The following is a 12,753-nucleotide window of genomic DNA, read 5'->3' on the forward strand; positions in this document are numbered from 1 at the left end:
CTCTACGACATTGCCCACGGAGCGGGGCTGGCCATTGTATTTCCGGCGTGGATGAAGGCTGTGAGCAGGAAAAATCCGGCGCGTTTTGCACAGTTTGCGGAAAGGGTATTCGGAATCGAAGCGGAGGATAAGCGGGAGGATGAGCTGGCCGCGCTGGGAATCAGCTGCCTGGAGAATTTCTTTCGGAAACTGGGGCTTTTTACCACGCTCACAGAGGCCGGAATCGATGACAGCCAGTTTTCGCGAATGGCCGGGCGCGCAGTTGCGGGCGGCAGCCTGGGAAGTATGGAAAAACTGGACCAGTCGGCGGTGATGGAGATTTTGGAGCTGGCCAGATAAGGAATGAGGAGGGAGACAGACATGAGGATAACGCCAAAGGAACTGGCCGGGTATTTTGATCACACCCAGCTGAAGGCCTATGCGGTACGGGCTGATTTTGAGAAGCTGTGCAGGGAGAGCAGGGAATACGGATTCCGGATGGTAGCCATTAATCCGGCCCCGGTGGCTCTGTGCAGGGAGCTGCTTTCCGGCTCCGATGTCCATGTGGGAGCCGCCATCGGTTTTCCGCTGGGGCAGACGACGATCAACGATAAGGCCAATGAGACGAAAGAGGCCATCCGAAACGGGGCCGATGAGATCGACTACGTCGTAAACCTGACGGAACTGAAAGAGAAGAACTATGGATACGTAGAGCGGGAGATGGCTTCCATCGTGGAGACGTGCAGAAAGGCGGGAGTAATCTCCAAGGTCATCTTTGAAAACTGCTATTTGACGGATCAGGAGAAGGAGACGCTCTGCCGGATTGCCCTGGAGGTGCGGCCTGATTTTATCAAGACCTCGACTGGCTTTGGGAGCGGCGGCGCCACGGCAGCTGATATCATGCTGATGAAACGGATGGTGGGAGATGCGGTGAAGATAAAGGCGGCGGGGGGAATCCGAACGCTTGACACGGCGCTTGAGATGATCGATATGGGGGTGAGCCGGATCGGATCGACGGCCAGTGTTTCGATCGTGGAGGAACTGAAAGCACGGCAGCGCGAGTCCTGAAGCATATTTGTCATAACCTGAAGAGACTCTTATAAAGACTCCCGGACAGGCACACAGAAACGGTATGCAAAATGGTATACAGAAACGGCCGGATGTGGTACAATGCAGGTATGAGTTTTAGCACATACATCGTACACATGCGGCCTGTTTCAGCCGTTTTGAGTGCTCAGGACAAGGAGGAATGGTTTATGGAAAGAGCGATTACAATCAGTCGTGAATTTGGAAGCGGCGGACGTGAACTGGGAGTGAAACTGGCTGAGAGTCTGGGAATTCCGTTTTACGATAAGGAATTGATTTCCATGGCTGCGGAGGAGAGCGACATGTCGGAGGACGCATTTCTTCATTATGATGAGAACATGCCGTTTATAAAAGATCCGCTGGACCGCCATTTCTACTCGCCATTTTCTTCCATCTATCAGGTTCCCATGTCGGATCAGATCTTTTTGGCGCAGTCCAGGGTGATTCGGAAGCTGGCGGACCAGGGCCCCTGTGTGATCGTTGGACGGTGCGCGGACATGGTTTTGGAGAACAGTGTGAATCTGTTCATTTACGCCAGGATGAAGGACCGGATCAGACGTATGAATTCCCTGGAGACAGGCATCGATCCTGTGAAGATGGAGAGCAAAATCCGCGAGGTGGACCGGAAACGGAAGGATTACTATCAGTATTACACCGGCAATGAGTGGGGAAAGGCCCAGAACTACCACCTTTCTCTGGAAAGCGGTCTGGTAGGCGTGGACGGCTGCCTGAAGGCGGTCCTGGCCTATTTGGAATCGGTGCAGTAGGATAAATACGATACGCCCCGGAGCGGGACAGGCCCGATGCAGTACGCAGCGCTGCGCGGCCGTGAATATGGATATCAGATTCCTCAGAAGTCGGGCAGCCGGCTTCTGGGGAATTTTTGTGTATGTATAGAAAAATTCTTCTGTCATGCAAAAACACCGGCAGAAACGGATACAATGCTGGCTGGCCGTCCTCCTGAAACTTTTCTTGTATTATGTCCACCTTTGTACTATAATAATATACATTATGGATTTTGATAAAATCTTGATGGAAGTGCGAGGTGGAAAGAAATCGATGCAGTTTGCTGAGAGAATGGACCGATTTGGAGAAGGAATATTTTCTAAATTACTGGAGATAAAAAGACAGAAGGAAGAGCGGGGAGAGACCGTGATCGATTTAGGCGTGGGGGCGCCTAACATACCGCCGGCCAGACATATTACCGATGCCCTGTGCGAGGCGGCTGCGGATCCGAAGAATTACGTCTACGCCATCAGTGACCAGAAGGAGCTTTTGGAGGCGGCAGCCCAGTGGTATGAGAGGCGCTACGGCGTGATCCTGAATCCGGAGACGGAGATCTGTTCGCTTTTGGGATCTCAGGAAGGACTGGCCCATATTGCGCTGTCTGTAGCCGATGAGGGAGATGTCGTTCTGGTTCCCGATCCCTGTTATCCTGTTTTTGCGGATGGTCCTCTTCTGGCGGGTGCCACCCTTTTTTATATGCCTCAGAGAAAGGAAAACGGATACATCATCGATGTGAGCGAGATTCCGGAAGAGACGGCAAAAAAGGCGAAACTCATGGTCATTTCCTACCCGAACAATCCGACCACGGTCATGGCGCCGGACTGCTTTTACGAGGAGGTCATTGCGTTTGCGAAAAAGTATGACATCATCGTTCTGCACGACAACGCATACAGCGAGCTGGTATTTGACGGGAAGACGTGCGGAAGCTTCCTTCATTTCCCAGGTGCGAAAGAGGTTGGCGTGGAATTTAACTCCCTGTCCAAGACCTACGGGCTGGCAGGCGCGAGAATCGGCTTCTGTGTGGGCAATGAAGAAGTGGTGAGCCACTTGAAGATGCTGAAATCCAATATGGATTACGGCATGTTCCTGCCTGTCCAGAAGGCGGCGGTCGCGGCGATTACGGGAGACCAGGCCTGTGTGGAGACCACGAGAAAGGCCTATGAGCGCAGGCGGGACGCCCTGTGTGACGGGATGACGGAGATCGGATGGAAGATGGACAAGCCGGAGGCCACCATGTTCGTGTGGGCGAAGATACCGGATAAATTTTCCGATTCCACCTCCTTTGCCATGGAACTGGCCGAAAAGGCAGGACTTCTGGTTACTCCGGGAAGCGCCTTCGGACCTTCCGGCGAGGGATATGTGAGGCTGGCCCTCGTCCAGGATGAGGACGTGCTTAAAAAAGCGGCGAGGCTGGTCGATGAAAGCGGTATGCTGCGATGACAGCGAAAAGGAGACAGTATCTCTGGAGTGCCGCGGCGGTGCTTTACGTGCTGTTTATTTTCTCCAATTCCATGAAGACGGCCGACCTCTCCTCCGCGGACAGCGGGGCGGTGCTTAAGCTGGTGCAGCAGGTTCTGACAGCGGGAGGCGTGGACAGTACCATCATTACGGAGCATGTGATCCGCAAGACGGCGCATTTTACGGAATACGCCGCGCTGGGAATACTGCTCTGCCTCTGTTTTCGGACGTTTGCCCTGTCACTGGACAGGCGCGTTCTGTCTCAGGTGCTTGTAAGCTTTCTGGTGCCGTTTACCGATGAGACGATACAGCTTTTTGTGGCCGGCCGGTCAGGACAGATCAGCGATGTCTGGCTGGACTGTGCGGGAGCGGCCTTCGGAACCGTGGTATTTATGGCAACTGGACGGATTTTAAGCAGGACGGGAGTAAAAAAACGTGATAAAAAATTATAAGATAGTTCTTCAGTATGACGGAAGCCGCTATGACGGCTGGCAGAAACAGGGCAATACGGGAAACACGCTTCAGGGTAAGCTGGAGGGGATTTTACTGAAACTCACCGGACGGCCGGTGGAGGTGCACGGATCGGGGCGGACAGACGCTGGAGTCCATGCTCTGGCCCAGACGGCTAATTTCCATGCAGATACCGGTATGACGGAAGACCAGATCAGGGCATACTTTAATCAGTACCTGCCGGAGGATATCGCCGTGCTCTCGGTGGAGACGGTGCCGGACAAGTTCCACAGCAGGTTGAATGCTGTGAAAAAGACGTATTTATACAGGATTGAGATGGGACCGAAGAAGGATGTATTCGAGCGAAAGTACTGTTATGGGCTCGGAAAGCCTCTGTCGGTGAAGCGGATGGAGGAAGCGGCGGCCTGTGTTCTGGGGGAACACGATTTCAAGAGCTTCTGCGGCAACAAAAAGATGAAAAAGTCCACAGTGAGGACGATTTCGGATATCACATTTGAAAAAGAAGGAACGAAACTGTTGATCCGCTATACGGGAAACGGTTTTTTATATCATATGGTCAGAATTCTCACGGGAACGCTGATCGAGATTGGGCTCGGAGAGCGCAGTCCACAGGAAATGAAGGAAATCCTGCTGAAACTGGACCGACAGGCAGCCGGCTTTACGGCGCCGCCGGAAGGTCTGTTTCTGGAGCGGGTTATGTATGAGGACAGGGAGTAACATGACAGATTTTTTAGTGAAGACTTTTGTTAAGGATTACGAGAATACGGGAGATATCGGCGTGAGAACGGAGTATGGCCTGATGGCCAGTACCGTGGGCATCTGCTGCAATGTGCTTTTATTTGCGGCAAAGCTGTTTATCGGACTGCTGATCAACAGCATTTCCGTCATGGCTGACGCATTTAACAACTTATCGGATGCGGCCTCCTCCATCATCGGCTTTATCGGCGTGAAGATGGCGGGCAAGCCGGCGGATGAGGACCATCCCTTCGGACACGGCCGGGTGGAGTATATTGCGGCGTTTATCGTGGCATTTATCGTCATCCAGGTGGGTTTTTCTCTGTTTAAGACGTCTCTTGGCAAGATTCTTCATCCGGAAGAGATGACGTTTAAGTATATTTCCATAGTCATTCTTCTCATGTCCATCTGCGTGAAGCTGTGGATGGGAATGTTTAACAGAAAGCTGGGAAAGAGGATCCATTCCTCTGTCATGATGGCGACCGCGGCGGATTCCATGGGCGATGTAGGCACAACCTCAGCGACCATACTGTCCATTCTGGTTTACGGAATCTGGGGGCTCAATATCGATGGAATCGTGGGTCTTATCGTGTCGCTTATCGTCATGTGGGCAGGTGTCGGGATTGCCAGGGACACTTTGGCGCCCCTGATCGGAGAGCCTATCGATCCGAAGCTTTACCGGGAGATCACGGAATTTGTTGAAAGTTTTGACGGAATTGTGGGGAGTCACGATCTGATCGTACATAATTACGGGCCTTCCAGAAGCATGGCGTCGATCCATGCGGAGGTACCGAATGATGTAAGCATTGAAAAATCCCACGAAATCATCGATTATGTGGAGCGGGAGGCACAGCGCCGCTTCGGTATTTTCCTCGTGATCCATATGGATCCCATCGAGACGAAGGACTGCAGGGTAACGGAATTTAAGGAAATGGTGGAAGCTATCGTTGAGAGCATCGATTCCAAATGCAGTTTCCACGATTTTCGTATGGTTGAAGGTGAAAAACAGATCAATCTGATCTTCGATCTGGTCGTTCCCAGAGATTACGACAGGGCGGCGAGAGAACAGATCAGGACAGAGATAACAGAGAAGGTAGCAGAGCGGGATAGCAGGTGCTGTCTGGTCATGACGACAGAAAGCGGCTTTGGTGTGGAAGAATAAGGAAACAAAAAAATTTCCATAATATGCAATAAGAAGACAGCATCCTGCATTAACTTAGTAGAAAGGAAATCGACTCCATGTTGTTTATGGGTATGATGAGCCTTGATGGGCCGGAAGACTACGGCCGGTTAAGCGATGAGGTGCTCCTTAATAAGGTTGGAACGGGAGACCAGGAAGCGTTCAGACAATTATATCAGAATACAGACCGGTCAATTTACGGGTTTATCCTGTCTATTGTAAAGAATCCCCAGGATGCCGAAGAGATCATGCAGGAGACCTATATAAAGGTATGGACTTCCGCTGCGGGTTACAAGTCCCAGGGGAAGCCGCTGGCATGGATGTTTACCATAGCCAGGAATCTATGCTACATGAAGTTTCGCAATCAGAAGCATGAGTCCGATATCGCATTTGAGGATCTGGAAGGCGAAGAGACAGGGGAAGTATGCCCGGAGATTGAACAGGCGGCGGATAAGCTGGTTTTGGCCGCGGCGCTCAAGATCCTGAAAGAAGAGGAGAGGGAGATTGTCCTTCTGCACGCGACTGCCGGGATGAAGCACCGGGAGATCGCAGCTTCATTAGGTATGCCTTTGGCTACCGTCCTGTCTAAATATAACCGTGCGATGAAGAAATTAGAAAATTATCTGACGTAAAGATCAAGGAATAAAAAGAGAGGAGGAAGTGTTCATGTTTCACAAAACTGACAGACAACTGAACAGAGAACAGATAAAAGCGCATTTGAAGTCTGCGGTCATGGACCTGACTCCGAATGTATTGGATAAAATAGATTTGAGTGTGCCCCAGATGGCAGCCGAGGAGCTGCATGAAGATGCGGGAAGAGCCGTGAGTTCCATTACCGTGATGCGAAAGCGGATGCGCGTGGTTGCAGCTCTGGCCGCTGCGTGCCTCTGTATGGTGGCAGTCGCCGGAGGAACTTATACGTACCGCAACGGAAAAGTGGACTCCGTGATCGGCATCGATGTCAATCCCAGCGTGGAGCTGTCCGTGAACCGGAAGAACCGGGTGCTGGAGGCAGCGCCGCTGAACGAAGACGCGAAAGCCATTATGGAAGACATGAATCTAAAGGGTGTTGATCTTAATGTGGCGGTGAACGCGGTGATCGGTTCCATGGTGACCCATGGCTACCTGGATGATCTGGACAACGCCATTCTTGTAACAGTCTCCAACGACAGTGTCAGCAAGGCATCGGCCCTGCGGTCGTCGGTCGTGAATGATATTCAGAGTTCCCTGGAAGAAAATCAGGTGAAAGCCGTGGTATACGACCAGCAGGTCATCGAAGAGGATCATGTGAAGGCGCTGGCGGACGATTACGGAATATCCTATGGAAAAGCATATTTTTTGAAAGAACTGATCGATCAGAATCCTACTCTGACCATGGAGGACATGGAGAAGCTGGCTCCCCTGACCATGGAGGAGATTGCAAAGGAGATTACGGAGCGTTCCTATGCAGTAGGAGGCCACGCGGGTGTGAGCGAGGATATGACCACCACCGCCCAGACGACCACGCAGCCGGTCACGACAGTGCCCGTGACAACAGAGGCGACGACAGAGGAAACGACGACGGCGGAGGAATCCCAGACTGAGACGGGAAATCAGACGACAGCGGCTCCGGTTCCGCAGACGACAGCGCCGGCTCCCACCGATCTGCCGGTGATGACGACAGAAGCGCCGACGACGGAAGCACAGGTACCGGTCTCAGACGCGAAGATTAAGATCGATTACGTCGATTATGAGAATGGTGTGGTGACCGTTAATTTCAAGACAAAGGTAAAGTGGAAGAACCCTACCGTATCGGTAAAAGATGAGGGCGGAACCACGTATTCCGCCATGGTAGGCGATACGGACAGCTCCACCTGTGAGATCTACGTAAGCGGCCTGGAAGGCGGAACCTCATATACGTTCGTTCTCGGCGGAATATCTCCGAAGAACGGGAAGCAGACGACGGTAAAGGGAACCTTCGAGACTCCGGTAATCGGGGATGGCGATGCCAACGAGGAACCGGTAGTGCCGCCGGATACAGAAGAAACAAAAGAAACGGAAACACAGCCTCAGACGGAGGAATCGTCTGAGGCTTCTGCCACATCACCGGCCGAAACAGAATCTGTGCCGGAGACGGAGAGCACCCAGGCTACTGAGCCCCCGACGGAAGCACCGACCGAACCACAGACCCAACCGCCGGCTGCTGCGGCGTCTGCGGCATGACGCGAACCCTGTCATTTGCCGCACACGAAATATGGTTTAAGCTGTTTGATTTGAAGGAATAATAAAGAAAATAGAAAAAATATGGAAAAAGGGCTTGACGAGGAGAATATCGTATAGTATAATACAACCGTTGTGTTGATGGGCTATCGCCAAATGGTAAGGCAACGGACTCTGACTCCGTCATTTCAAGGTTCGAATCCTTGTAGCCCAGTATAAAAAGCTTTTAAGCATAAGATCTTTTGCTTAAAAGCTTTTTTTGTGATCGGAAAGTGATTCTATTACAAAAAAGCCTTCCGGCGCAGGCGTCCGGTTTGTCGGACTCTTTATTCTAGTCTGAACGTATATTTATCAACGGTTCCTGAATTCACTCGGCTGAATTCCCGTATAACTCTTAAATGCACGGCTGAAGTAGAAGCCGTCTTTATAGCCGACCAGCTCTCCGATCATCTGGATCTCCATATCAGGATTATTAAGGAGCAGCCGTTTGGCTTCGTTCATTCTCAGCTTCGTCAAATATTTGGACGGAGTTTCTCCCGTATATTTCTTGAATATTTTCCCCAAATACTCCGGCGTAAAACCGAATTTCTCGGCCAGCTCCTGAAAGGAGACATCGTGCTGATAATTTTCCTGAAGATATTTTTCCAAAAGCTCGCAGATGGACTTCTGATCCAGGGCGCTGTTCCTGGTCCGGTAGGTCTCCAGCTCCTCGGTCTCCGTCCCTATCGTGATCAGCAGCTTCTGAAGCGACTCGGAGAGCGCCTGCGCGGTCACCGGTTTTAACAGATAATCCCTGACTGCGAACTTGATGGCGGCCTGAGCGTATGAAAAGTCGTCATAGCCGCTGAGGATGATGATCTTCACTCCCGGATGATTCTTGTGCAGATACCGGGACAGCTCCAGGCCGTCGCACTGCGGCATGCGGATGTCCGTGATGACAAGGTCGGGACAGTCCTTTTCCACCTTTACGATGGCCTCCATTCCGTTGGCCGCCTCTCCGATCAGGGTAAGCGGCAGGTCCAGGGATGTGATCTTTTTTATTAAGTTTTTGCGTATCAGGCTTTCGTCCTCCACGACCAGATACTTATAATGGGGGATGCTGCTCATGGTATTCCTCCTTTGAATGGTATACAGGCCCTCCAAGGATAAAGATCGTCTTAAGCGGCAGTGTATTTTCGATTTCAAATACTGCCTTCTCTCCGTAAAGCAGTTTTAGCCGGAGATATACGTTCTTCAGACCCATGCCTCCGATCTGCATGGATTTCAACTCCTCATTGAGGTTTAAGTTCCGGTACAGGCGGAGCAGCTCCTGCTTCTTCTCATCTTTTAGATTGCCGCCGTTGTCCTGGATTCTCAGCAGCCAGCGGTCGTGTTCGGTGGAAGCGGAGATGGTGAGCTCCCAGGGCGGCTGTTTGTCGAAGGCGTATTTGAAGGCGTTTTCCACCAACGGCTGGATGATCAATTTGGGAATGCAGATGTTTTCGGCCTCTTCCTCAATGGCAAAGGTGTAATGAAATTCCTCGGTATAACGCATCTGCATGATCTCTAAGTACCGTTTGGTGTAGAAGATCTCCTCTTTTAACGGAACGATCATCTCGCTGGAGGAGGAGATATACCGGAAATAATCGCACAGGGCCTGGCACATCTGAATGATGTCCTCATTCATCTCCTCCTCGGCCATGACGCTGATATTCGTCAGGCTGTTGTAGAGAAAATGCGGATTGATCAGCGACTGTGTGGCCTGCAGCTTGGCTCTCGTCTCCTCGCTCTGGGATAAGAGCACTTCCTGGGAGGTGCTGCGGAGCTTCTCATACATGCTGCGGATGGATTCGCAAAGCATGGAAAGCTCTGTGATATTGCTGTCCGCGGAAGTCAGATTCACCTTGTTCTCGTCCAGCACCCGGTTGATGGTGATCTTGCCGGTGGCCGCCGTCAGCTTCCGAAGCGGTGCGGTCAGCCGTTCTGAGATGTAGAAACAGATCAGCAGGGTGAGTAAAATGGAGAATATGCCGATCAGGGCGAACATCACCCGGAAGGTGTTAAGAGGCTCGTAGATGGCCGCCTTCGGCTTCGTTAAGATCACGGTCCAGTTATAGTCCGGTGTGGTCCGGTATGTAAAGAGAAGGTTCTCGCCCGAGTCGGTTTTTAAAAGCCTGCCGGTATTTTCCGGAAGGCCTCTGCGCTCGATCAGCCCGTAGTAATCGGGCACAACTTTCGTATCATTGTAGGGGTAGACCAGCTCTTTTCTGGAATTGTAAATGTAGACGCGGCTGTCAGGGTTCTGGTTTTCCAGCTGGGTTGCCAGGGAGAAGATGGTATCGCAGTCCTGTATGACCTCGACGATGCCCTCCGGCTGTCCCGCGGTGTCGAGAAACAGACGCACCAGGGATATGAACTTCTGAGAATCCTTATTGCCGCCCCTTGCGGGTAAATCCTTCTGCACTTCCGGGTTGCTGATATACATGTGGCCGTTTTGCGCCATGGTCTCCTCGTACCAGGGAAGCGATTCCAAGTCTACGGAAGAGAGCAGCAGCCAGTATCCGGCCACGGAACCGTCCATGGTGTAGATCCGGACATCGGAGGCCGACTGATAGGCGCCGATGATCGCGGTGACAATATCGTGGATGGCCAGAGCCTTCTCACGGGAGGCCGCCAGACGGCGCGGGTCCGTTCCGTTCCTCCGATAGGAGGCTGAGAACTCTTTGAAATTGGACTTTACCGCGTTGGAGTATACGATATTCATGGAAATGGTCGATATGTTGTTTAACTGGGTTTCCACAGAATCTTCTACAGAGGCGCACATGTTTTCTAAATCTTTTCTCGCTTCTTCCAGAGCATTTTTCCTGTAATGCGTGTAGGTGAAAAAGAAAAAAATCCCCAGCAGAAGCAGGATGAACAGGCCATATATGACAAAAAGATACATCTTTTGGGAATAATGCTTTGTCGTCTTTTTGATAAGAACGCCACCTCCCTTCGTGAGTGCTATTATACATTGTAGTTCAAAAAAATGCAAATGGTAGTTCGGAATTGTCTATTTTGTAAAAATGACTCTTGTGTTATGATGAATTTACGCTAAAGGAAACGTATTTTATCGATAAAATATAGACACAAAAGACAAGTGTGGAAAAAGAGTGAGAATCAGTTGAGAAAAGGAGAACAGATATGAAAAAGATGATAAAGAGAGCATTAAGCCTTTCTATGGCGGCGGTCATGGCGGCGGCAGTGGTGACGGGCTGTGGATCAGACAGCAATACAGGCGCGGCAAAGGATGGGAAGAAGAGCGTAACCCTGACCTTCGGCAGCCACCAGAGCGGTCTTCCGACATCGGGAATCGTCCAGGATTTAGCGAAGGAATTCGAAGCCGAGACCGGAATCAAAATCGACTTCCAGATTTCCCCCGACGCCCAGTGGAGAGACTTAATTAAGGTGAAGCTGGATTCCGGAGAGGCGCCGGATATCATCTGTGTGGATACGCCTGTCGGTCTGACCTCCAGCATTCATATGGACCAGTACAGTGTAGAACTGACCGGACAGGAGTGGGTGAGCCGCATGGAAGACAGTGCCCGTTCGGCTGTCTCCGTAGATGACAAGGTATACGGCATTACCTTCCCGGGAGCGAAGATGTATTTCTATCTGTATAACAAAGACATATTCAGCAGGCTTGGGCTGGAAGCGCCTGTTACATACGAAGAATTCAGGACGGTCTGCCAGACCATTCAGGATTCCGAAACGACACCGATCTATGAGGCCACCACAAACGGCTGGCATCAGGTACTGCCCCTGTTTGAGACCGGAGGATTATGGCTGGCCGATGATCCCGAGATCTACAATAAGTTAAATGCGAATGAAGTGGATTTAGACTCTATTCCTCATTTACTGAACATCATCACAGAATTAGACGAGTGTGCAAAAGCCGGATACTTCGGAGATGACTACTTAAGCAACGCATGGGAGAATGCAAAAGAGGCCATAGCCACGGAGCGGTGCGCCATGACCATTGCCGAGCTGGGATTCCGCGGTGAGATCGAAGCCGATTATCCGGACTTCAAGGCGACAGAGAAGCTGGGGGCGTTCGTTATGCCGTGGGATGACAATAAAGCAGTCGGCGTCAATCCTGCCAGCAATGCCTACTTTATCAACAAGGACAGCAAATACGTGGAAGAGGCAAAACAGTTCTTCGAGTTCCTGGCGAAACCGGGAAACCTTCAAAAGCGTCTCGACGGACAGCCGGAATTAAGCGCGCTCTGCTGGCCGGAGATTAAGAGCAAATACTCCGATGAGGACCAGAAGTTCTTAGATTCCCTCACAAAAGCCAACGTGGTCCAGACTTCTGTGAACTACATCGACAGCCAGTGGATGGATGTTGGAAAAGATTTGGAGGCAATGTATACCGGAGCCATGACGCCCCAGGATGTGCTGGATACGATCATGAGACGGCGTACCGAACAGGCGGAGCTGCAGAAGGACCCGGGCTGGGTAAAATAACGGCGGCGGAAAGGAGGTACAGTCATGAGCAGAAACAAATTATATCCCTGGTACTTTGCCAGCGGCGCGGCGATCCTCTTTTTCCTGCTGTGCTTCCTTCCGGGTCTGCTGGGTATCGCATATTCGTTTACAGACTGGAACAATTTCAGCGATGAGATCAATTTTGTCGGCTTTACCAACTATAAAAAGATCTTTCAGGGCAATTCCGAGTACTTAAAATATATCGGCAACACCGTGCTGTTCACGGTTGTTACCACGGTCATGAAGACGGTTGTCGGCCTTGCGCTGGCCCTTCTTCTGACCCAGAAGTTTATTAAATGCAAGAATTTCCAGCGCATGATCATCTTGTCCCCACAGGTCATGTCGTATCTGGT

12 protein-coding genes, 1 tRNA gene and 1 pseudogene are annotated in these 12,753 nt (G+C 51.3%); 12 read left to right on the forward strand and 2 right to left on the reverse strand.

Annotation, left to right across the window (positions count from 1 at the left end; translation table 11 throughout):
• From ACLTD4_RS30100 to ACLTD4_RS30145, 10 genes are all read left to right on the forward strand, one after another.
• Positions 1-339: iron-containing alcohol dehydrogenase (locus ACLTD4_RS30100; RefSeq protein WP_412331797.1), on the forward strand; the 339-nt coding region annotated here is incomplete at its 5' end.
• Positions 340-360: 21 nt separating this feature from the next.
• Entirely contained in the window at positions 361-1,047 is a 687-nt protein-coding gene (deoC, locus tag ACLTD4_RS30105; protein ID WP_117624168.1) for a deoxyribose-phosphate aldolase, read from the forward strand.
• Between the two features lie 188 nt (positions 1,048-1,235).
• Positions 1,236-1,832 (forward strand): AAA family ATPase, encoded by a 597-nt coding sequence (locus tag ACLTD4_RS30110; RefSeq protein WP_117624167.1) that lies wholly within the window; start codon positions 1,236-1,238, stop codon positions 1,830-1,832.
• Positions 1,833-2,124: 292 nt separating this feature from the next.
• On the forward strand, positions 2,125-3,291 hold the full coding sequence (locus ACLTD4_RS30115) for an aminotransferase class I/II-fold pyridoxal phosphate-dependent enzyme (RefSeq protein WP_055654355.1): 1,167 nt from the start codon (positions 2,125-2,127) through the stop codon (positions 3,289-3,291).
• Positions 3,288-3,761, forward strand: coding sequence for a VanZ family protein (locus ACLTD4_RS30120; protein WP_117624166.1), 474 nt, complete (start codon positions 3,288-3,290; stop codon positions 3,759-3,761). Before ACLTD4_RS30115 ends, ACLTD4_RS30120 begins: the two co-directional genes overlap by 4 nt.
• Positions 3,745-4,497: a tRNA pseudouridine(38-40) synthase TruA gene (gene truA, locus ACLTD4_RS30125; protein ID WP_002602282.1), complete on the forward strand. Its 753-nt coding sequence runs from the start codon at positions 3,745-3,747 to the stop codon at positions 4,495-4,497. Before ACLTD4_RS30120 ends, truA begins: the two co-directional genes overlap by 17 nt.
• A 1-nt stretch (position 4,498) precedes the next feature.
• On the forward strand, positions 4,499-5,677 hold the full coding sequence (locus ACLTD4_RS30130; protein WP_055654351.1) for a cation diffusion facilitator family transporter: 1,179 nt from the start codon (positions 4,499-4,501) through the stop codon (positions 5,675-5,677).
• Between the two features lie 77 nt (positions 5,678-5,754).
• Complete coding sequence (locus ACLTD4_RS30135; RefSeq protein WP_002602284.1) at positions 5,755-6,327, forward strand: RNA polymerase sigma factor; 573 nt, start codon at positions 5,755-5,757, stop codon at positions 6,325-6,327.
• Positions 6,328-6,361: 34 nt separating this feature from the next.
• Positions 6,362-7,897 carry a hypothetical protein gene (locus tag ACLTD4_RS30140; protein ID WP_412331798.1) on the forward strand — a complete coding sequence of 512 codons (1,536 nt, stop codon included), beginning with the start codon at positions 6,362-6,364 and terminating at the stop codon, positions 7,895-7,897.
• Between the two features lie 139 nt (positions 7,898-8,036).
• A tRNA-Gln gene (locus ACLTD4_RS30145) sits at positions 8,037-8,108 on the forward strand.
• 137 nt (positions 8,109-8,245) lie between these two features.
• Here the strand turns inward: ACLTD4_RS30145 and ACLTD4_RS30150 are convergent.
• Positions 8,246-9,001, reverse strand: coding sequence for a response regulator transcription factor (locus ACLTD4_RS30150; protein WP_117634552.1), 756 nt, complete (start codon positions 8,999-9,001; stop codon positions 8,246-8,248).
• Positions 8,979-10,817 carry a sensor histidine kinase gene (locus ACLTD4_RS30155; RefSeq protein WP_117624162.1) on the reverse strand — a complete coding sequence of 613 codons (1,839 nt, stop codon included), beginning with the start codon at positions 10,815-10,817 and terminating at the stop codon, positions 8,979-8,981. The genes ACLTD4_RS30150 and ACLTD4_RS30155 overlap by 23 nt, the downstream gene beginning before the upstream one ends.
• A 239-nt stretch (positions 10,818-11,056) precedes the next feature.
• Here ACLTD4_RS30155 and ACLTD4_RS30160 point away from each other — a divergent pair, with 239 nt between their 5' ends.
• Both ACLTD4_RS30160 and ACLTD4_RS30165 read left to right on the forward strand, forming a co-directional pair.
• Positions 11,057-12,379 carry an ABC transporter substrate-binding protein gene (locus ACLTD4_RS30160; protein WP_117624161.1) on the forward strand — a complete coding sequence of 441 codons (1,323 nt, stop codon included), beginning with the start codon at positions 11,057-11,059 and terminating at the stop codon, positions 12,377-12,379.
• 24 nt (positions 12,380-12,403) lie between these two features.
• Positions 12,404-12,753 (forward strand): annotated as a pseudogene (locus tag ACLTD4_RS30165) (sugar ABC transporter permease); the annotation flags it as partial.

This window comes from Hungatella sp. (assembly GCF_046966825.1).

What these genes read in the sequence shown, in the direction of transcription:
- deoC (WP_117624168.1), top strand. Translation starts at nt 361, where the DNA reads ATGAGGATAACGCCAAAGGAACTGGCCGGGTATTTTGATCACACCCAG.
- ACLTD4_RS30110 (WP_117624167.1), top strand. Translation starts at nt 1,236, where the DNA reads ATGGAAAGAGCGATTACAATCAGTCGTGAATTTGGAAGCGGCGGACGT.
- ACLTD4_RS30115 (WP_055654355.1), top strand. Translation starts at nt 2,125, where the DNA reads ATGCAGTTTGCTGAGAGAATGGACCGATTTGGAGAAGGAATATTTTCT.
- ACLTD4_RS30120 (WP_117624166.1), top strand. Translation starts at nt 3,288, where the DNA reads ATGACAGCGAAAAGGAGACAGTATCTCTGGAGTGCCGCGGCGGTGCTT.
- ACLTD4_RS30130 (WP_055654351.1), top strand. Translation starts at nt 4,499, where the DNA reads ATGACAGATTTTTTAGTGAAGACTTTTGTTAAGGATTACGAGAATACG.
- ACLTD4_RS30135 (WP_002602284.1), top strand. Translation starts at nt 5,755, where the DNA reads ATGTTGTTTATGGGTATGATGAGCCTTGATGGGCCGGAAGACTACGGC.
- ACLTD4_RS30140 (WP_412331798.1), top strand. Translation starts at nt 6,362, where the DNA reads ATGTTTCACAAAACTGACAGACAACTGAACAGAGAACAGATAAAAGCG.
- ACLTD4_RS30150 (WP_117634552.1), bottom strand. Translation starts at nt 9,001, where the DNA reads ATGAGCAGCATCCCCCATTATAAGTATCTGGTCGTGGAGGACGAAAGC.
- ACLTD4_RS30155 (WP_117624162.1), bottom strand. Translation starts at nt 10,817, where the DNA reads ATGTATCTTTTTGTCATATATGGCCTGTTCATCCTGCTTCTGCTGGGG.
- ACLTD4_RS30160 (WP_117624161.1), top strand. Translation starts at nt 11,057, where the DNA reads ATGAAAAAGATGATAAAGAGAGCATTAAGCCTTTCTATGGCGGCGGTC.